The organism is Pseudazoarcus sp. NS20, from assembly GCF_059703745.1.
This window is the reverse complement of sequence record NZ_BAAKIY010000001.1, coordinates 891,264-910,592: the sequence shown is the minus strand read 5'-3', so window position 1 is coordinate 910,592 and position 19,329 is coordinate 891,264. Positions and strand designations below refer to the sequence as shown.

Here is a 19,329-nt window from a genome sequence, read left to right as displayed (position 1 = left end):
TGCCGTGCCACCCCACTAGACTCACCGGATCGCTCCGTTGCTGCGCGCCTCGCAATGACGAATTCTTGCACTGTGCTACGGTTTTCCGAGGAAGAGGCGGCATCGCCGAAGCCCGACACCTCATGCCAATCCACCAACCAACACGCCACGCATGCAACGGCCCTCCAACATGATCAGCGGCATTCTGCTTGCAGCCGGCTACGGCAGACGCTTCGACCCGAGCGGGCAGCACGACAAGCTGCTCGCGCCGCTGCACGACGGGCGGCCGGTGCTGTGGCACAGCGCGCACGCCTTGTGCGCGGCACTGCCGGGCAGTCTGGCCGTGGTGCGCCCCGGACACGACGAGCGCGCCCACTGGCTGCGCAAGGCCGGGTGCGAGGTGTTGGAAACCCCGCAGGCCGAGCGCGGCCAAGGTGCCGCGCTGGCCGCGGCGGTGCGCGAGCGCGGCGCCGCCAGCGGCTGGGTCATCGCGCTGGCCGACATGCCGTGGATAGCCCCCAGCGTGATTGCGCAGATTGCCGCCGCGCTCGATGGGCCCGAGGCCATGGCTGCGCCATTCATCCAGGGGCAGCGCGGCCATCCGGTGGGATTCGGCGCGGCGTGGCTGCAGCAACTCAGGGCGCTGGATGCCGACACCGGCGCTCGTAGCGTACTGGCGGCCGGCACGCTGACGCGCATCGACGTTAGCGACGCGGGCGTGCTGCGCGATGTCGACACGCCCGCCGACCTCGCGCCGCCACGCTGAGGGGCTTCGGCCTCAGGTCACCCCTTGCGCCAGCATGGCGTCGGCCACTCGCACGAAACCCGCAATGTTCGCGCCATCCACGTAGCTGATGCATCCATCCGATGCATTGCCGTGCTTCAGGCACGCGGCGTGGACGCTGCACATCAACTCGCGCAGGCGCGTATCCACCTCTTCACGCGACCACGCCGTGCGCGTGGCGTTTTGCGCCATCTCGAGCCCTGACACGGCCACCCCACCGGCGTTGCACGCCTTGCTCGGTGCGAACAACACCTCGGCCTCCTCGAAACAGCGTACGGCTTCGGTAGAGCACGGCATGTTGGCGCCTTCGCCCACGCACACCACACCGTTGCGAATAAGCTCGGCCGCGTCATCGGCATCCAGCTCGTTCTGCGTGGCGCACGGCAGCGCCACATCGACCTTCACCGACCACGGCTTCTGGTCAGCCTCGAAGCGCGCGCTCTCGACGCGCTCGGCGTATTCCGAGACGCGGCCCGAGCGGTTGCGCTTGATCTCCATCATCACCGCCAGCTTGTCGGCGTCGAAGCCTTCGTCGTCGATCACCACCCCGGATGAATCGGACATGGTCACCACGCACGCGCCTTTCGCCACCGCCTGCTCCACCGCGTACTGCGCCACGTTGCCCGAACCGGACACCGCCACGCGCATGCCTTCCAGACTGCGCCCGGAATGCTCGAGCATGGCCTCGACGAAATACACCGCACCGTAACCGGTGGCCTCGGGCCGCAGCTCGGAACCGCCAAAGCTCGGGGCTTTGCCGGTGAACACGCAATCGGCCTGATTGCGCAGCTTCTTCACCATGCCGGCGAGGTAGCCGACCTCACGCGCGCCAACGCCGATGTCGCCGGCCGGCACGTCGGTGTCCGGGCCGACATGGCGTGCCAGCTCGATGGCAAAGGCCTGGCAGAAACGCATGATCTCCGACGGACTGCGCCCCTTGGGGTCGAAATCGGCGCCGCCTTTGCCACCACCCATCGGCAGCGTGGTTAGAGCGTTCTTGAAGGTCTGTTCGAAGGCGAGAAACTTCAGGGTGGAGAGATCCACCGCGGGGTGAAAACGCAGCCCGCCCTTGTAGGGGCCGATGGCCGAGTTGTGCTGCACGCGATAACCCCGATTCACATGCACCTCCCCGGCATCGTCCATCCACGCCACGCGGAAGCTGATGGTGCGCTCGGGCTCGACGAGACGTTCCAGCAGGCCACCGTCACGGTAATGGGGGTTCTCCTGCAGAAACGGCCACAAACTGCGCATGAAGCTGCCGACCGCCTGGATGAATTCGGATTGCCCGGGGTTCCGTTCGCGCACGTAGCGCATGAACTCATCGCAACTTGAATACTTCATGAATACCTCTGGTGATTGGTTTTTGTAGTAGCACGCAGGGCCCCGAGCCGCAGCCGTACGTCCAGGTCATGAAAGCGTTCGTCCTTCTCCGAGATGGCCAGCGGCTCGATCAGTTCCCTCGAAACACGCACGATTTCAAAGCGCGTGCGGCGCCCGAGCGATTTCCACAGCGCATAGGCCGCACGCGACTGGCGCGCTCCGCTGACCAGCACGAAGCCCTGTGCCAGCACGCGGCTGTAGATTGCCGTGGCGATGCCACGCCCCTGATAACCCTCGGCGTAGCGCGAATGCACGCTGCGTACGCTGGCGTGCAGACGGCGTGATCCCTCGGGCAACACGTCGAACACCGAGTAGCCCACCAGCCGGCCATCGCGTGTGTCGATCGAGTACACGCGCTGCTCATGCCCGAGCGTACGCACGCGAAACTCCACGCCCGGAAAACGCAGGTCCAGCCTCGGCAGACTGAACAGCGCATGGGGGCCGCACGCCATGCGTGCCTGCATCTCGGCCAGATCTCGCTCGATCTCCTCATTGCTCACCCGCACATCGAATCTCATGGCCGGGGCCCTCCTGCGCACTGGCGACTCGCCCATGCGGTGGTCATCATCATGATCATGCTCAGGCCCCTTCGTGCATCAGCGGCCGCGGCGCCACCCAGTGGCCGCTGCGCAGTTCATCCGGGCAGCGTGCAGCCGACACCACCGCGTTGTCCGGCCAGAAATCACGCATCACATTGGTACCCGCGAACACGCCGTACCCCTCGCCACAGCGGATCGACTCCTGCGCCACGATGCTTTCACCGGCCACGATGGAGCCCTTGGCGGTAATGCCGCCCCCCGCCTGCAGCCCCCATCCGGCCTCGATGTGCAGCCCGCTCTGTATCCAGCCGCCGGCCATCATCCCGTGCCCGACACTGAGGGTATCGACGGTCAGGATGCTGCCGCCGGCTCGCAGGCCCTTGCGGCAATCCAGGCGCTCGTTGGCGATCACGTCGCTGCCTGCCGTGATCTGGCCACCGACGTCGACGCCCTCACCCGCTGTCAGACTCCAGCCAGTGCGCACGTTGCCTTCGCAGCTCAACGCGCCTTTCACGTCGAGCCCCCATCCGACGCGAATCGACCCTCCGACGCGCAAGGTGCCGTTGCAACTCAGATTGCCCTCCACCACGAGGTCACCGGCAACACGCATGTCTGCGCCTACGCGCACGCTCCCACGCACGTGCAGCGAGCCTGCCGTGCGCAGCACCGTCTCGCTGTGCAGGTTACCGGCCACCTCCAGGTCACCGGCGGCCACCACCGCATCGCTGTCGAGGCCGTCGATGCACAAACGGCTGCTGACCGGACCGAAGGTGTCGACCAGCCAGCAGGCATCGGTGACGCGCCCTTCTACCAACAGCGCATCGATCAGGTTCTGGTAGTCGGCGCCCTCGGGGCTGTGCTTCATGAACCAGCGAAAACCGCTGGCACACGGTTGCTTGGCGCGAAGTGTTTTCTTGTTGAGATCCATTTCCACTCCCATGGACGAAAACCCGCCGCCCGCCTGAAAAGGCGCAGCAGCGAATGGAATCATCGGAATCCGGACGGACCTGTGCGCATGCGCTCCGCTGCAGGCGGGAGGCCGTATCGAGGTCGTGCGGAAGACGTTTCAGGCGGTTGAGCCGTTACGCCGTGCGAGAGGGGTGATCAGTTGCCGGACCTTTCCTGTCGCACGGCGAAGGAAAGTACGGCGAACCACCTTTGGAACTGGGGAGTGAGGGCCACTGCAGGACGTACCGAGGCCAAAGCGCAGCGCACCGCAACACCTCGAGCGGGCGCTCGATCCGTGTGCAGAGGGGCAAAGGCAGGGTGGTTCATCCGCAAGTCGACAAAAGGCACAAGCGCGGGATTGTACCTGCCAGGTTTTATTTTCATAGGGCACCGCCGGAGCACGCGACGCAAGCGCTTTGCTGCAGCGCACACTATTTACACCATCTTAATCCCCGCCTTCCTAGCATGCGTCCATCGCAATCCGGGTTTCACAGGACGCCAGCAGTGAAAATCATCATCCTCGGTGCCGGGCAGGTCGGCACCTCGGTGGCCGAAAATCTGGTCTCCGAATCCAACGACATCACGCTCATCGACATCAGTGCCGAGCTGCTCGACAGCCTGCGCGACCGCTTCGAGGTGCGCACAATCTGCGGCAACGGTGCGTCGCCGTCGGTGCTCGCCGAGGCGGGCGCTAAAGACGCCGACCTTCTGGTGGCCGTGACGCAATCCGACCAGATCAACCTGTGTGCATGTCGCGTGGCAAAGACGGTGTTCAACGTGCCGACGCGCATTGCGCGGCTGCGCTCGGGGGAGTTGGTGGACCACCCGGAACTGCTTGCGCCCGACAATTTCGCGGTGGATTTCTCGATCTGCCCCGAGCAGATCGTCACCGACTACATCAAACGCCTGATCGCGTTTCCCGAGGCCCTGCAGGTGCTCGAATTCGCCGACGGCGCGGTCAGCCTGATCGGGGTGCAGGCCTTCGAGGGCGGGCCGCTGGTGGGCCATCCGCTCAAGACCTTGCGCTACCACCTGCCCAACATCGACGCGCGCATTGCGGCCATCTACCGCAACGGCGAGGCGCTGATTCCCGAGGGCGACACCATCATCGTGCCGGGCGACGAAGTCTTCTGCCTGGCAGCCACGGTGCATATCCGCCATGTGATGCGCGAACTGCGCCGCGGCGACCAGCGGATGCGCCACATCATGATCGCCGGCGGCGGCAACATCGGCCTGCGGCTGGCACGCTCCATCGAGCGCGAGTGCAACGTAAAACTGCTCGAACTCGACAAGCGCCGCGCGCAGTTCCTGGCGGCCGAGCTGGAACACACGCTGGTGCTGCGCAGCGATGCCACCGACGAGGACATGCTCACCAACGAGAACATCGAGGGGATGGACCTCTTCGCCGCGCTGACCAACGATGACGAAGACAACATCATGTCGGCCTCGCTGGCCAAGCGCATGGGCGCGCGCCGCACGCTGGCGCTGATCAACCGCAGGAGCTACGTCGACCTGGTGCAGGGCGGGCCGATCGACATCGCCATTTCGCCGGCGCAGATTTCCATCGGCTCGCTGCTCGCGCATGTGCGGCGCGGCGACGTGGTGGCCGTGCACAGCCTGCGCCGCGGCGCGGCCGAAGCGCTGGAAATCATCGCGCGCGGCGACCGCCGCCACTCGCGCGTGGTGGATCGTCGCATCGATGAAATCGCGCTGCCCAACGGCGCCACCATCGGCGCCATCGTGCGCGACGAACTGCGCGACGGTCGGGTGATCCGCCGCGAAGTCATCATGCCGCACCACGACACGGTGATCGCGCAGGACGACCACATCATCGTCTTCTGTACGCACAAGAAGCTGGTGCGCGCCGTCGAGAAGCTGTTTCAGGTCACGCCGGGGTTCTTCGGATGAACAACGCCCTGCCTGTACTCAACGTGCTGGGGCGCCTGATGGCCTTCTTCGGCGTGGTGTATGTGATCCCGATTCTCGGCTCGCTGGTGTTCGACGACGGCCTGGTGATCGACTACGTGTATGCCATGGCACTCACGGTAGGGCTGGGGCTGACCATCTACCTCGCCACGCGCCGCCACTACCGCGAGCTGCGCGCACGTGACGGCTTCGTGCTGGTGGTGGCGGCGTGGATACAGATGGCGGCCATCGCCACCATTCCGCTGTTGCTGGTGTATGGCGAGATGTCGTTCACCGATGCCTTCTTCGAAACCATGTCGGCGATGACCACCACCGGCGCCACGGTAATGACCGGGCTCGACCACGCACCTCCGTCGATCAACCTGTGGCGCCACGCACTGCAGTGGCTGGGCGGCATGGGCATCATCGTGCTGGCCGTCGCCATCCTGCCGCTGCTCGGCGTGGGCGGGCGCGAGTTGTACAAGGCCGAGGTGCCGGGGCCGCTGAAGGATGCGCGCCTGACCGCCCGCATTGCCGACACGGCCAAGGCACTGTGGCTGATCTACTGCGCCTTCACGGTCGCCTGTGCGGTGGCGCTGCGACTGGCTGGCATGAGCTGGCTCGACGCGATCTGCCATGCCTTCTCGGCACTCAGCCTGGGCGGCTTCTCGACGCGCGACGCCAGCGTGGGCGCGTGGAACGACCCGGTCATCGAAGCCATCCTGATCGCCTTCATGGTGGCCGCTGCGCTCAACTTCGTATCGCACTTTGCGGCCTTTCAGGCGCGCAGTCTGCGCCCGCTGTGGCGTGACATGGAAGCGCGCAGCGTGGTTACCGTGCTGGCGCTGTCGTCGCTGGGTGTGGCCGCGTATCTGGTGGCCACCGACGTGTACCCCGATTACCTCACGGCGCTGCGTCACGCCAGCTTCAACCTGGTGTCGCTCGCCACCGACTCCGGCTACGCCAGCCAGGATTTCAGCGCCTGGCCGCCCTTCGCCACCTTCTGGATGTTCTATCTGTCGTGCGTCACCGCCAGCTCCGGCTCGACCGGCGGCGGCATCAAGATGATCCGCACACTCACGCTGGCCAAACAGGGCCACCGCGAACTGACGCGCATGATCCACCCGGCCGTCGTCAATCCGATGCGCATCGGCGATTTGCAACTGCCGGTCAGCGTCATCCAGGCGATGCTGGGCTTCATCTTTCTGTACTTCATGACGGTAGTGGCTTCGAGCTTTCTGCTGATGGCTTCGGGCCTGGACTTCATCACCGCACTGAGTGCCACCGTGGCATGCATCAACAACATGGGCCCGGGTTTAGGCGACGTGGCTTCGAACTACGCCGGCCTGACCGACTTTCAGAAATGGGTATGCGTGGCCACGATGCTGGTCGGACGACTGGAGGTGTTGTCGGTGCTGGTGTTGTTCACGGCCGGGTTCTGGCGGCGGTGATGCGTTGCCGAGTCTCGGGGAGCTGTGCCTACGTTCAGGGAGTTCGTTGGCGTGGCCGAGCCGGCAGCAGTTTGCCCCGCAGTGAGCGCTTTGCGCTCAGCGGTTCAGAAAAGTTTGGAACATGCGACGCGCGCCAAGGCAGCACCTTCCAAAGTTGGCGCCGGGGTCATTTCCGTCATTGCGAGCGCAGCGCGGCAATCTGCTGACCATGCGATCTGGCAACGCTGCGAGATTGCCGCGTCGCTGCGCTCCTCGCAATGACGGCAGAACCGTAGTGCCCTCGGCACACCCGGCACGACCACACGAAGTCCACCTGGCAACCCAAACCAAAAAAAGGGCCGCACCGCACGCTCTCCTCAGAAGCGAGGGAACCCCGAAGGAACGCGGATGCGGGGCGCGGCTCGATGCTTCCTTTCTGGCCGCGAAGCAAGAAAGGAAGTCACCCGCCGGGGCGAGTCCCGGCCCGACAAACTCAAACCAACGAACTCGACCCAAAACACCCTGGAACGCCCGACCAAACCTCTACAACACCAACCTGTACCCTACCCCCGTCTCCGTGCGGATATGCGCCGGAAACGCCGGCGTCACCTCCAGTTTGCGGCGCAAGCTGGTCATGTGCACACGCAAGTAGTGCACGTGCTCGACATGGTTCGGCCCCCACACTTCAGCCAGCAAACGGCGGTGCGTGATGACGCTGCCGGCATTGGCCACCAGATGGGCCAGCAACTTGTATTCGATGGGCGTGAGATGCACCGTCTGGCCATCGCGCGTGACCTTGCGTCGCGCCAGATCCACCTCCACCGCACCGAAACGCACCACCGCGGACTCGGCACCCCGCGCCAGCGCCGTGCGACGCAGCAACGCGCGCACACGCGCCATCAACTCCGCCACGCCAAAGGGTTTGGTCAGGTAATCGTCGGCCCCGGCATCCAGCGCGGCGACCTTGTCGCCCTCACCGGCTCGCGCCGACAACACCAGAATCGGCACTGCCGACCATTCGCGGATACGCCCGATCAGCGTCAGGCCGTCGCCGTCGGGGAGGCCAAGATCGACGATCAGCAAATCGGGCTTACGCGACTGTGTCTCGATCTGACCACGTGCCACGGTTTCGGCCTCGACAACGTGACAGTCACCCGCCTGCAGCGCACTGCTGATGAAGCGGCGAATCTGCTGCTCATCTTCGACCAGCACCACGACGGGACACGCAGGACGGCTCATGCTTCAGGCATCTCGAACGCGGGCGGCTCGCCCAGCGGCAGCGACAACGTGAAACAGGCGCCACCGGGCGCACGATTGTGTGCGCGCAACGTACCACCGTGGGCCTTGGCGACCGCATCGACAATCGCCAGCCCCAGCCCGACGCCCGACGCCTCGGAGGTGCTGCGCCCGCGCACGAAGCGGGCGAACAGGTCTTCGGCGGGCCCATCCGGGAGACCAGGGCCGTCATCGCTGACATGCAGCTCCAGGCGGTCATCCACCACCCGCGCAGCGATGTCGATGGTCGAGCCGGCCGGCGTGTGCTTGGTGGCGTTTTCCACCAGGTTGCACACTGCGCGCTCCATCAACACTGCATCGACTTCGACCATCGGCAGGTCCTCGGGAAAATCCAGACGCAACTGATGGCGCGCCAGCGACGACGCACACAGTTGCAACGAGGCTCCGACGATTTCTTCCAACGGATGCCATTCCCTGCGCAGGCGCACGCCGCCGGACTCGAAGCGCGCCATGTCGAGGAGGTTATGTACCAACGCACCGGTGCGCAGTGCTTCGATGCGGATGGCGCTGACCATCTCTGCCTGCGCTGGCGACAGCGCCGGCGGTGTCATTGCGACCGTGTCGGCCAGCCCGGCCATCGCCGTCAACGGCGTGCGCAAGTCGTGCGACAGCGCCGACAGCAAGGCGTTGCGCAGCCGCTCGGTCTCGATCTCGATGCCGCTGCGCTGTGCCACGCTGACGAAGTGAACCCGCTCCAGCGCGATGCCCAGCAGACCGGCCAGCGCGCCCAGCATCGACGCAGCGGGCATCGCCGTCGAGACAGGGCGACCCAGCGACAACACCCCGCGCACGCGCATCGGCCCCGACAGCGGTACATGCTGCGTGCCATCCGCCCCAACCAGGCTTTGGCCACACTCGAACGCATGGCGGGCCTCGTCGGGCACCTCGTCCGCCGGTTGCAGCACCGCATCGTCATCGGCCGCCCACACGCGCAACCGTGCGCCGAACGACTCGCCCGCGTAACGCGCCGCAACCTCGGCGATCTGCTCCACCGTGAACGCTGCCGACAAGTCCCGCGCGATGGAATACAGCGCCTCGCTCTGCCGGCCCTTTGCCTCGGCGATGTCGCGCTCGCGCCGCAAGCGCGCCGCCAACTCTGCCGTGATCAGCGCGACCACCAGCAACACGGCAAAAGTCAGCACGTACTGCAGATCATTCACACTGAGGGCGAAGCGTGGCGGTACGAACAACACGTCGAAGACCAGCACCGACAGCACCGCCGAGAACACCGCCGGCCCTCGCCCCAAGCGAATTGCGGCAAACAGCACCGCCAACGGGAACAGCATGACGATATTGGCCGGATCCAGGCGCCCCAGCAGCAGCGCCCCCGGCACGGCCACACCCATCACCCCTGCCGCCGCATAGACATAGCTGCGCAGCGCGGGGCGATCAAGCACGGGTTCGAGCAGCCGGGGCGGGTATCGCATGGCGAATCGACAAAATGACCGAGAATTCGGAAACGCCATTGTGAAGGATCACGCATGAAAAGCGCGCGCCAACGAATCCCTCGCAACCACGGCGCAGACCACACTCTGAAACCACTCGCCGGCCACGTGACCGCATGATCGCAATCAAAACGCGGTACGGTACGCAGACTCCGATCAACCCTGCGGAAGCCCAATTGAGCCCAGAAGACTCCGAACTACCCTTGGTGCTGGCCGGCCCGATCCTGCGCCGCATCGAAGCGCGCCGCATCGTGCTGTGGCTGGCCACCCGTGAAGCCGCGCGCGTGCGCATCACGCTCGATACCGGCAACGGGCCGATCGAACATGTCTGCGAACCTGGCACTCCGAGCTGCCTGCACCTCAAGGCCGGCAAACGGCTGCATTACCTGCTGGTGGATCTGGCGCTTGACGAAGCCTTGCCGGAAAACCGCTGGATTGCCTGGAACCCCGCCCTGCAGGCGACTGACACCACCGACGCCAAGTGGCTGGACTGGCACGACTGGGCGCCTGATCTGTGCTACCCCGGCCACGAGACGCCCGGCTTCGTGTTCGCGCCCAAAGTGGGCTCGCTGCTGCACGGCTCCTGCCGCAAGCCGCACTTCGACGGCGACGACGGCTTGGCCGAAGCCGACCGGCTGCTCGCCCGCCTGCTCGAAGCCGGCGGACCGTTCGCCGAGGCGCGGGATGATCTGCCTGCGTGGCCGACAGCCCTGGTACTGAGCGGCGATCAGGTCTACGCCGACGACGTCGCAGGGCCGATGCTGCGCGCCATCCACTCGCTGATCGACAAGCTCGGCCTGCCAGTGGAGACGCTCGAAGGCACCGAGGAATGCGGTGTTGCCGACTCCACCGAGCTGTACGCCCATCCGTCCGGCTATTACAAGCGCGAAACCCTGCTGCCGCGCCGCGAGAAGGGCAACCCGAAGCTGGTCGAAGTCTTGTTCGGCGGTGTCGAAAAGCCCGTTTTCACCACCGACAGCGCACACAACCACCTGATCACGCTGGGTGAAGTGTTGAGCATGTATTTGCTGGCTTGGTCGCCAGCCTGCTGGGAAGGGCTCGACCTGACGCCACCGCAGACGCTCGAAGACAAAGATCGCGAGCTCTACGCGCACGAGTGCGAGCTCATCGCCCCCTTCCGCGCCGCACTGCCCGCCGTGCGGCGACTGTTCGCGCACATCCCGGTGGCGATGATCTTCGACGATCACGACGTCACCGACGACTGGAACCTCTCGCGTGAATGGGAAGAAATCGCCTACGGCCACCCGTTCTCGCGCCGCGTGCTCGGCAACGCGATGCTGAGCTACGTCATCAACCAGGCTTGGGGCAATCGGCCGGATGCCTTCGACGCCAAACTGCTCGACTGCGTGGCCAAGACACTCGACAGCCCCGGAAACGAGGCGCACAAGGCGTGCATCAAACAGCTTCACCGCTTCCGCCAGTGGCACTACGTGTGGCCCACCACCCCGCCGCTGGTGGTGATCGACACGCGCACCAACCGCTGGCATTCAGAGACACGCGCACGCCACCCCTCAGGCCTGATGGACTGGGAATCGCTGATCGACCTGCAAACCCTTCTGCGCGGGCTTCCCGCCGTGTTGTTGGTGTCGGCCGCACCCATGTTCGGCGTGAAGCTGATCGAGACGCTGCAGCGCATCGTCACGTGGTTTGGCCACCCGCTCACGGTCGACGCCGAGAACTGGATGGCCCACCGCGGGGCCGCCCACACCATGCTCAACATCTTCCGCCACCCCAACACGCCACAGAACTTCGTGGTGCTGTCGGGCGACGTGCACTATTCCTTCGTGTATGACGTCGAGCTGCGCCAGCGAGCGCGCAGTCAGGATCACGGCCCGCGCATCTGGCAGATCTGCAGCAGCGGGCTACGCAACACCTTCCCGCCGGATCTGCTCGACAAACTCGACCGCGGCAACCGCTGGCTGTATTCGCCGCGCTCGCCACTCAACTGGTTCACGCGCCGTCGGCACATGCGCGTGATTCCGCGTCGGCCCGAAGGTGCACCCTCGGGCCGACGGCTGCTCAATGGCGAAGGCATCGGCTTGGTCGAAATCGACGATGAAGGCGTGCCATGGCGCATCCGTCAGTTGCTGACCGACGGGCGCGCCGTGGCGTTCACCCCGCGCGAAAAGGAGTCGATGTGGACATCGGTGTGATGCCCACCGCCCCCTCAGCGCTCAGTTCAGATGGCCGATCAGCGCCGGGCCGAAGACCTCGAACTGCATCTGCTCGGGCGCCACGCCACGCTGGCGCAGCGCATCACGCTGCTGCTGCATGAAGGCATCCGGGCCACACACGTAGTAACGCCCGTCCGCCGGCACGCTGGCAGCGTCCAGCGCAGCGAGGTCGAGGCGGCCACGGCTGTCGTAATCGCGCCCCGCCACGTCGGTGGCCTGCGGCGTTTCGTAGCTCACGTGAAGCGCAAGCTTCGGGTGTTGTGCCGTCAGCGCTGCGACCTCATCCTTCATCGGGTGATGGTGGCCATCGGTGGTGGCGTACAGCAGCGTCACCGGGCGCTGCGGCGCGCGCTCAAGGCTGCCGCGCAGCATCGAAAGCAGGGGCGTGATGCCGATGCCCGCGCCGATCAGCACCAGCGGCTCGCTGGCCTGCTCATCCAGCACGAAGTCGCCACACGGCAGGCTCACTTCCACGAAGTCACCCACCTTGACCTGATCATGCAGCAGGTTGGAAACCGAACCTTCAGGCTCACGCTTCACGCCAATGCGCCAGCCCTGCCGCGTTGAACCGGTCGACAGGCTGTACTGGCGCGCCTGCCGCAGGCCGAGCGCATCCACGTGCAAAGCCACGCTGATGTACTGCCCCGGCTGAAACTCCGGCAACTCTCCGCCGTCGCCGGCCTCCAGGTACAACGACATCACGGTGGCGCTTTCCTGCACCTTGCGCGCCACGCGCAGCGGCATGAATTGCCCCGGCTGCACACCATGTTCTCGGTACCAGCGCGCCTCTTCGGCAATCAAGGCACCCGCCAGCACGCCGTAGGCCTCGGCCCACGCGGCGATCAACTCGGGCGTGGCCGCCTCGCCCAGCGTTTCGCCAATGGCGGCCAGCAGGTTCTCGCCCACGATGGGGTAATGCTCGGCACGCACGCCCAAGCTGACGTGCTTCTGCACGATGCGCCCCACCACCGGCGCCAGCGCGGCCTGATTCTCGATGTTGGCGGCGTAGGCATACAGCGCGCTGGCGAGCGACTGCTGCTGCGCGCCGGACTGCTGGTTGCCCATGTTGAAGATGTTCTTGAGCTCGGGGTGACGCTCGAACAATCGAGCATAGAAACGGCGCGTGATGGTCTCGCCGTGCTCACGCAGCACCGGCACGGAAGCGTGGATCAATTCCAGGGAAGCAGCATTCAGCATTTCGACTCCGTTGATTAGGTCAGGCAGTGGGCGGAACGCGGCGAGTGCCGCCGAAGACAGGGCCACTCGCCACGAAATTAACGCATTTAAAATACCACAATAAACGCGCACAGCCTGAAGCAAGGCACATCAACGCTCGCGCACGTCGGGATAAGCCCACATTGCGGCGGGGTCGAACAAACGGTGCAGACAAGGACGACAGCAGGCGAGAAGCCGCCGCAGGGGCCGGTGAAACTCAGCGAGCGGCGCGCGGTGCGTCCCAGTGAAAGAGGTTCTTGCCGGCGTTTTTGGCGGTGTACATGGCCGCATCGGCACGCGCCATCAAGCTCGTGGCATCGTCGCCCTGCAAGGGAAAAACCGCCGCCCCCACGCTGGCCGACACGCGCGGCGCGGCGCCCTCCAGATCGAAAGGCTGCGCCAGCACATCCACCACCTTTTGCCCGACGATCTCGCAGTCATGGGCGTCGCCCAGCGCTGCCAGCACGATGCCGAACTCGTCCCCACCAAAGCGCGACACCGTATCCTCGGCACGCACGCACGCCTCAAGACGACGCGCCACCTGCTGCAGCAGCGCATCTCCGGCTGCGTGACCATAGGTATCGTTGATCTCCTTGAAACCATCGAGATCGATGAACAGCACGGCGCCCAGATCCCCATGGCGACGCGCCGATTCGATCACGCGCACAAGACGGTCATGGAACATCACGCGGTTGGGCAGCCCGGTGAGCGCATCGTGCAAGGCATCGTGCGACAGGCGCGCCTCGAGCTCCTTGCGAGCCGTGACGTCCTGTGACACCGCCACCAGAAATTCAGGCGTGCCGAACTCGCCGCCTACTGCACTCAAGGCCTCGCACACCCACAACTTAGTGCCATCCTTGCGGCGATAGGTCTTCTCGATCTCGGGCGATGCGTCGGACGCCTGCTGCGACAGCCGACTCTCCAGAAAGCGCTGCGCCTCTTCGCGTGCATCGGCGTCACTCAGGTCGAACACGGAGCGGCTGCGCAGCTCGTCGATGCCGTAGCCGAGCATCTGGCAGAACTTGTCGTTGGCATCGAGGATGCGACCATCCGGCTTGATGTGGGCGATGCCCATCGCTGCCTGGTGAAAGGTCGCACGGAATACCGCTTCGCTGGCGCGCAAGGCTTCGGCGGCGAGACGCTGACGTCTGAGCACCGAAATCAACAAGCCGGCAAACAGCATCAGCACCAGCGTCGCCGCGCTCACCACCATCCGGTAATTGTTGCGCCGCTGCATGACCGGAGCGAGTTCGTCTTCATAGGCCGTGCCTGCGGTGACCATCAGCGCATAGCCTGCCATCGTGCGATAGCTGATGATGCGGGCCACGCCGTCGGCGGTGGTGCCGTCATCGACGAAATGCCCGTCGGGCGCCTCCGAACGTCGCTGGTACCAGGAGAGCCCTGCGGCATCGAAGCCGAAACTGTTCTGATTGCCGATCTTGCGTCCGCGCACCGTTCCATCAAGGCCGGAAAGCTCCAGCAAACCCAGCGCCCCCAGATCGGCTTGCGTATAGAAATCGGTGAAGCTTGCCGGATCCACGGACATCACCACTACGCCCGCAAAACTGCCATCGGGTCGCGTGATGCGCAGGGACATCGGAATCTGCCAGCGTCCGCTCACCCGCCCGAGCACCGGCTGGCTCACGAACAATGCGTCTTCAGCCGATTCGCGCTGCTCCAAGAAGAACGCGCGATCAACATAATTCACCGCGCCCGTGTGTGGCCCGGTGCTGCGAACGATGGTGCCGTGCTCATCCACCACGCTGACGATCGTGAACATGCTCTCGCGGATGACGCCGTGTTCCACCCAATCCTGCAGATCGATGTCGGCCCCCTTCTGCAGGTACTGCTCACGCACGAATGCCGCCACCTGCTCCGCAGCCTTTAGGGTGCGATACACCTGCTGTTCAAAGGCAATGGCGAGATTCGAGTTCGACTTCATGGCCGCTGCCACGGCCTGCTCCCGCTCCGACGCAATACGCTGCAGCGTGGCCAGCCAGATGCCGGTAATCGTCACTGCACACACCAGGCAGATCAGCAGCGTCAAGCCAGACCCCGCGAGAATGCGCGAGGGTGCTCGGCCCGCGGCAGCGTGCGGCATGGGCGACAGCCTCATCGTGCATGCCCCGTGCCCGAGCGCCTGCGCAGGGCGTTCAAGCGGCTCAATGGTATTGCGGCAGGCGTGGCGCGCACGTCGTGGGCCCGGTAAGTCATAGATCTCCTTCGTCGCCCTGAACGGTCACGGCCGACAACGCCAAGTATGCCGACGATTTCGCTCCCGAACCGAGCATTCACGCGACATCGGCAAACTGTTCCACACACGACGGCGCGACCCGCCCGCGCGGCGCTCGCCAACACGTGGTGTACAGTAGGTTTTCAGCATTTGTCCTTGGATGAATAACGTGAAGAACACGCTGCTCGCCTGCTGCGCGGGCGTGGCCCTGCTGCTTGCCGGCCTGCCCGTGGCCTACCTGAGCTGGCCCGCGCCCGTTCCGGTGATGGCCAGCGACGCGCGCATCGGCGGTGCTTTCGAGTTGCGCGACACACGGGGGCATCGCGTCACCGAGCGAGGCTTTGACGACCGTTGGAGGCTGGTGTTCTTCGGATTCACGCATTGCCCTGACATTTGCCCGTCTGCACTGTCCGACGCCGCCGCCGTATTGAGCCGCCTTGATGGCGACAGCGCGCAGATAGAGGTGCTGTTCATCACGCTGGACCCCGCACGTGACACGCCAGAAGTGCTGGACGCCTACACCGCTGCCTTCGACCCGCGCATCACCGCCCTCACCGGCTCGGCCGAGCAGATCCGGCAGGCTGCGGACGCCTACAACGTGTACTTCCGCAAGGTGCCGACGGGTGCCAGCTACACGCTCGACCACACCGCGTCGATGTTTCTCATGCGCCCGGACGGCGGTCTGGCACAGGTGTTCGCGCAAGGTGCATCCGTCGACACCATGGCGCGCGACATCGCAACATGGGTGAGTGGAGCCGAGGCCGGGCAATCATGAGGCGCCCCATCTTGCGCAGCCACGGCCTGCTGCTGCTCGGCTTCGCCCTGCTCGCCGCACTGTGGCTCGGCCCGCTGCCGGCGATGAGCCGCACCGCGTTCTCCGCGCACATGCTGCTGCATCTGGGCGTCGTCGCGCTGGCCGCACCGCTGCTCGCGCTGGGCCTCGCGCAAACCGGCTTGCGTCTCGACAAGCTGGCGCACGTTCAACGCTGGACGGTGCTGGCGTTTGCCGCCGAGATGCTGGTGGTGTGGGGCTGGCACGTGCCCGCGCTGCATGAGGCGGCCGCGCTGCACGCAGGGGCGTTCGTGCTGCAGCAGTTCAGCTTTCTTGCGGCAGGCGTGGCGATCTGGCTGCTCGGCTTCGCCACGCTTTCACGCCAGGGCATGGCGCTGGCACTGCTCGGCTTTTTCCTCACCTTCGCGCACATGACCATGCTGGGCATGATCCTCATCATGGCGCCCAAGCTCATCTATCCACCGGAACTGTGTCTGGGCGCCTTCGGCTTCACGCAACTGGATGATCAACGCCTGGGCGGCATCCTGATGGCGGCCTGGAGCGGCCTCGTCTATTTCGCCGGCACCGTGGCGCTGGGCATGCGGCTGTTGGCGAACAGCACCGAGGCGGCTGAAACACCGCCCTGAGCGCTGCACGGCTCAGCGGCAGATGCGATACGGCCCACGGTCGAAATGCAGGTGGTCGGCGTGCGCCTGGTTGTATTCCGGCCCCAACACGCCATTGAAGAAACGGCACGCGCCTTTCTGCACCGCCCGCAAGAACTCGCTCTCGTCATTCTCGCGCGGCCAGTCGCGCAGCACGCTCACGCGCCGCCCGTCGGCCAGCACGAAGCCGGCAATATCGAGCGCGTTCGCCGTGGCATGCTGGCTGCGCCGCCCGGCCTCGCGGCCGTACACATTGCGGCAGGCATAACTGCCGTAGTGCTCCAGCCGCCGCACCGGCACGCCCAGCACACGCTCGGCCTCCGGCTGCATCACGTGCTGCTCCCACAACGCCAGTGACACCGCCGCACGACACGTCAGCGAAAACGGCGCACCGATGTCGGCCTGCGTGCGACTCACCCTCACCGCATTGCTGAAACCACACCCCTGCCCCGTCTCGCGATCATCCAGCGCCGTGAAGCTCATCTGCGCGGTCTCGAGCACCGCCTGACACTGCTCCGGCTCATCGTCGAGCCGCGACAACTTGAAGCGCGTCAGCCACCCCGGCTCCTCCTCGATCACCAGCGGCGCCCACGGGTTGTGACGATCCGGCAACTGCCAGTACTCGCCGTGACTCCACGCCAGCAAACCGGCCGCAAGCAGCAAGCAAATGAGTAGCTTCACCGCGCTTCACCCCGCCAACCCAAGTGGGGGCTTTGCAGGTTACGGGGCGGTTTGAATGCAGGACAGGGAATCATCGGCAACACATCTCGAATCTCGGCGCAGGTTCGAGGTACGCGCGAGCAGCAAGTTCAAGCTGAGCGAGTATGTCAGCTGAAAAATGGGCCACAGCGCACGACCAAAAGCACAATCCCCGGCGCGGCGAGCCGCAAACCGGGGATTGTGCGAGCGACGGCGAACCGGCCGGGCCGGTTCGCGTCACGGGATGCGGTTACATGTTACGGCTGCCAGCACCACCAGCCGCGCCGCTGTCGGCCTGGGTGATCGACTCGCCGATCAACTGGTCACCCTCGATCTCGGTGTATTGATCCTTGTCGAATTCCGGGCGAGCTTTCAGCTCTTCCTCGGTCGCCTGGATACGCAGTTCTTCATCAGCGGCCGGGGCCAACTCGTCGAGCGAGACCAGCACCGAGCGGGCGCCAACACCCATCACGCCACCGACTTTAACGACGGCGTGGGCTTCCGAGCCGTCCTGGCTCAGGACGATGGCGTCGATCGAACCGATCTTGTCGCCAGCAACGTTGACGATGTCCATGTCGCTCACGTCGTCGGCAGTGCGGGCGTGCAGCGGATTATTGGCCGATGCAGCGGCACCTGCAGTCGGTGCGGCGCCGCCGGTTTGACCTGCAGCACCGCCGGTCTGGCCAGCCGGAGCCGCTTGCGAAGTCGGGTACGGGGAAGTGCCCGAACGCTCCTGCGCCGTATCAGCGGCGGCCCAGGCAGGGAAAGCGATCAGTGCAGCAACGGAACCAGCAACAATGGTTTTACGAAGATTGGTATTCATCACATACTCCTGGGTTGTTGTATGGTCGAACAACGGTACGAAATTGATATTCCAAAAGAATATCTGCGACATGCCAATGCGTTTTCGGGCCGTCCTCTCGAAACCGTGAATCCAGTATGGCGATACCCGCCACGGATGTGCGGCGTGACTGTTTCGGGGTGTGAGCCATGTGGAACACGCCACCCGCCACTCTTTTCGCATGCCCGCTTACACGCTCGAGCCCGCGCCATGAGCGCGATTCACGCCCACCACCTGACAGCCGAAAGACTTCCATCGCCACGGCTGAAAGCGGCCATGGTGGCGGCATCAAGACAAACATCGGGTTACACGAAACGGCCAAAATCAGGCCAACAAGGCGGGGGAGATGGGGCGAGCGGGGTGACTCAGACCGCGGATTGCCCGTCAGCCGGGCTGTCGGTCACCGGCAACGCATCACCGGTTACGTAAAACTGCCCGCCGGCGATGTAGTGCAGGCTGCGCAGCGCGGCATCGGCGTGCTCGAAGTGCCAGTGCCCGTCACTGAACACGCGCGGGTCGGCCCATGCGTGCTCCACCTCGCCGATGAACAGATCATAGGTGTGCTGGTTGTGCGGCTCGGGCACTACCCGGCACGCCAACCATGCCGAGCAACCGGCCACCAGCGGCAGGCCCAGGCCGTCGATGTCGAACAGCGCAGCGCCGTAGCGGCTGAGTTTGTCGGGCTCGTCGATCTGGCTGTGATTGCCCAGCGCATATGCAAGCCGCGCCTGCGCGGCGGTGGGCACCTGCAGCACGAAGCGCCCGCTGCCCTCCACAAGGGCGCGCGTGCGCGTAGCCTTGTCGATCACCACGGTGACCTTGGGCGGCGCGAAGTCGAGCGCGCATGCCCATGAGGCCGCCATCGCATTGCTCACGCCGTCATGATGTGCCGACACCAGCACCACCGGACCGTGGTTGATGAGGCGGTAGGCTTTGTCGAGCGGCACCCGAGCAATCGAACGACTCATGGAAAGTCTCAGTCAAGAAGTCGGGACGGGCCGCG

The 19,329-nt window shown here is 65.2% G+C and carries 16 protein-coding genes; 6 read left to right on the top strand and 10 right to left on the bottom strand.

Going from position 1 to position 19,329, the window contains the following annotated elements; translation table 11 throughout:
• The first annotated feature begins 169 nt into the window (after window positions 1-169).
• On the top strand, window positions 170-745 hold the full coding sequence (locus AC6H0W_RS04180) for a nucleotidyltransferase family protein (protein ID WP_497575863.1): 576 nt from the start codon (window positions 170-172) through the stop codon (window positions 743-745).
• 12 nt (window positions 746-757) lie between these two features.
• Here AC6H0W_RS04180 and gdhA read toward each other — a convergent pair whose 3' ends face one another.
• The 3 genes from gdhA to AC6H0W_RS04165 form a co-directional block, all read right to left on the bottom strand.
• Window positions 758-2,104 carry an NADP-specific glutamate dehydrogenase gene (gene gdhA, locus AC6H0W_RS04175; RefSeq protein ID WP_497575862.1) on the bottom strand — a complete coding sequence of 449 codons (1,347 nt, stop codon included), beginning with the start codon at window positions 2,102-2,104 and terminating at the stop codon, window positions 758-760.
• Window positions 2,101-2,661 carry a hypothetical protein gene (locus AC6H0W_RS04170; RefSeq protein ID WP_497575861.1) on the bottom strand — a complete coding sequence of 187 codons (561 nt, stop codon included), beginning with the start codon at window positions 2,659-2,661 and terminating at the stop codon, window positions 2,101-2,103. The genes gdhA and AC6H0W_RS04170 overlap by 4 nt, the downstream gene beginning before the upstream one ends.
• A gap of 61 nt (window positions 2,662-2,722) precedes the next feature.
• A complete protein-coding gene (locus AC6H0W_RS04165) occupies window positions 2,723-3,610 on the bottom strand; it encodes a hypothetical protein (RefSeq protein WP_497575860.1) in 888 nt (295 codons plus the stop codon).
• A gap of 524 nt (window positions 3,611-4,134) precedes the next feature.
• On the opposite strand from AC6H0W_RS04165, the gene trkA reads away from it, so the two are divergent.
• Window positions 4,135-5,538 (top strand): Trk system potassium transporter TrkA, encoded by a 1,404-nt coding sequence (gene trkA, locus AC6H0W_RS04160; protein ID WP_497575859.1) that lies wholly within the window; start codon window positions 4,135-4,137, stop codon window positions 5,536-5,538.
• Window positions 5,535-6,986, top strand: coding sequence for a TrkH family potassium uptake protein (locus tag AC6H0W_RS04155; protein ID WP_497575858.1), 1,452 nt, complete (start codon window positions 5,535-5,537; stop codon window positions 6,984-6,986). The genes trkA and AC6H0W_RS04155 overlap by 4 nt, the downstream gene beginning before the upstream one ends.
• A gap of 522 nt (window positions 6,987-7,508) precedes the next feature.
• On the opposite strand, the gene AC6H0W_RS04150 is transcribed toward AC6H0W_RS04155, so the two are convergent.
• Window positions 7,509-8,204 carry a response regulator gene (locus tag AC6H0W_RS04150; RefSeq protein WP_497575857.1) on the bottom strand — a complete coding sequence of 232 codons (696 nt, stop codon included), beginning with the start codon at window positions 8,202-8,204 and terminating at the stop codon, window positions 7,509-7,511.
• Window positions 8,201-9,688, bottom strand: coding sequence for a DUF4118 domain-containing protein (locus AC6H0W_RS04145; RefSeq protein WP_497575856.1), 1,488 nt, complete (start codon window positions 9,686-9,688; stop codon window positions 8,201-8,203). Before AC6H0W_RS04145 ends, AC6H0W_RS04150 begins: the two co-directional genes overlap by 4 nt.
• Before the next feature lie 194 nt (window positions 9,689-9,882).
• Between AC6H0W_RS04145 and AC6H0W_RS04140 the strand changes: the two genes are divergently transcribed.
• The gene (locus AC6H0W_RS04140; RefSeq protein ID WP_497575855.1) at window positions 9,883-11,880 is read left to right on the top strand and encodes an alkaline phosphatase D family protein; all 1,998 of its coding nucleotides are present in this window, start codon (window positions 9,883-9,885) and stop codon (window positions 11,878-11,880) included.
• 21 nt (window positions 11,881-11,901) lie between these two features.
• On the opposite strand, the gene hmpA is transcribed toward AC6H0W_RS04140, so the two are convergent.
• A complete protein-coding gene (gene hmpA / locus AC6H0W_RS04135; RefSeq protein ID WP_497575854.1) occupies window positions 11,902-13,098 on the bottom strand; it encodes an NO-inducible flavohemoprotein in 1,197 nt (398 codons plus the stop codon).
• Window positions 13,099-13,333: 235 nt separating this feature from the next.
• On the bottom strand, window positions 13,334-15,217 hold the full coding sequence (locus tag AC6H0W_RS04130; protein ID WP_497575853.1) for a bifunctional diguanylate cyclase/phosphodiesterase: 1,884 nt from the start codon (window positions 15,215-15,217) through the stop codon (window positions 13,334-13,336).
• A gap of 301 nt (window positions 15,218-15,518) precedes the next feature.
• Here AC6H0W_RS04130 and AC6H0W_RS04125 point away from each other — a divergent pair, with 301 nt between their 5' ends.
• Both AC6H0W_RS04125 and AC6H0W_RS04120 read left to right on the top strand, forming a co-directional pair.
• On the top strand, window positions 15,519-16,124 hold the full coding sequence (locus AC6H0W_RS04125) for an SCO family protein (RefSeq protein WP_497575852.1): 606 nt from the start codon (window positions 15,519-15,521) through the stop codon (window positions 16,122-16,124).
• Entirely contained in the window at window positions 16,121-16,768 is a 648-nt protein-coding gene (locus AC6H0W_RS04120; RefSeq protein ID WP_497575851.1) for a cytochrome c oxidase assembly protein, read from the top strand. Before AC6H0W_RS04125 ends, AC6H0W_RS04120 begins: the two co-directional genes overlap by 4 nt.
• 12 nt (window positions 16,769-16,780) lie before the next feature.
• Here the strand turns inward: AC6H0W_RS04120 and AC6H0W_RS04115 are convergent, their stop codons facing one another.
• The 3 genes from AC6H0W_RS04115 to AC6H0W_RS04105 form a co-directional block, all read right to left on the bottom strand.
• A complete protein-coding gene (locus tag AC6H0W_RS04115; RefSeq protein WP_497575850.1) occupies window positions 16,781-17,467 on the bottom strand; it encodes an extensin-like domain-containing protein in 687 nt (228 codons plus the stop codon).
• A gap of 268 nt (window positions 17,468-17,735) precedes the next feature.
• Window positions 17,736-18,380 carry a PRC-barrel domain-containing protein gene (locus AC6H0W_RS04110; protein ID WP_497575849.1) on the bottom strand — a complete coding sequence of 215 codons (645 nt, stop codon included), beginning with the start codon at window positions 18,378-18,380 and terminating at the stop codon, window positions 17,736-17,738.
• Between the two features lie 311 nt (window positions 18,381-18,691).
• The gene (locus AC6H0W_RS04105) at window positions 18,692-19,294 is read right to left on the bottom strand and encodes a flavin reductase family protein (protein ID WP_497575848.1); all 603 of its coding nucleotides are present in this window, start codon (window positions 19,292-19,294) and stop codon (window positions 18,692-18,694) included.
• Window positions 19,295-19,329: the final 35 nt, after the last annotated feature.

What these genes read in the sequence shown, in the direction of transcription:
- AC6H0W_RS04105 (WP_497575848.1), bottom strand. Translation starts at nt 19,294, where the DNA reads ATGAGTCGTTCGATTGCTCGGGTGCCGCTCGACAAAGCCTACCGCCTC.
- gdhA (WP_497575862.1), bottom strand. Translation starts at nt 2,104, where the DNA reads ATGAAGTATTCAAGTTGCGATGAGTTCATGCGCTACGTGCGCGAACGG.
- AC6H0W_RS04165 (WP_497575860.1), bottom strand. Translation starts at nt 3,610, where the DNA reads ATGGATCTCAACAAGAAAACACTTCGCGCCAAGCAACCGTGTGCCAGC.
- AC6H0W_RS04150 (WP_497575857.1), bottom strand. Translation starts at nt 8,204, where the DNA reads ATGAGCCGTCCTGCGTGTCCCGTCGTGGTGCTGGTCGAAGATGAGCAG.
- AC6H0W_RS04110 (WP_497575849.1), bottom strand. Translation starts at nt 18,380, where the DNA reads ATGTCGCAGATATTCTTTTGGAATATCAATTTCGTACCGTTGTTCGAC.
- hmpA (WP_497575854.1), bottom strand. Translation starts at nt 13,098, where the DNA reads ATGCTGAATGCTGCTTCCCTGGAATTGATCCACGCTTCCGTGCCGGTG.
- AC6H0W_RS04170 (WP_497575861.1), bottom strand. Translation starts at nt 2,661, where the DNA reads ATGAGATTCGATGTGCGGGTGAGCAATGAGGAGATCGAGCGAGATCTG.
- AC6H0W_RS04155 (WP_497575858.1), top strand. Translation starts at nt 5,535, where the DNA reads ATGAACAACGCCCTGCCTGTACTCAACGTGCTGGGGCGCCTGATGGCC.
- AC6H0W_RS04180 (WP_497575863.1), top strand. Translation starts at nt 170, where the DNA reads ATGATCAGCGGCATTCTGCTTGCAGCCGGCTACGGCAGACGCTTCGAC.
- AC6H0W_RS04145 (WP_497575856.1), bottom strand. Translation starts at nt 9,688, where the DNA reads ATGCGATACCCGCCCCGGCTGCTCGAACCCGTGCTTGATCGCCCCGCG.
- AC6H0W_RS04130 (WP_497575853.1), bottom strand. Translation starts at nt 15,217, where the DNA reads ATGCCGCACGCTGCCGCGGGCCGAGCACCCTCGCGCATTCTCGCGGGG.
- AC6H0W_RS04120 (WP_497575851.1), top strand. Translation starts at nt 16,121, where the DNA reads ATGAGGCGCCCCATCTTGCGCAGCCACGGCCTGCTGCTGCTCGGCTTC.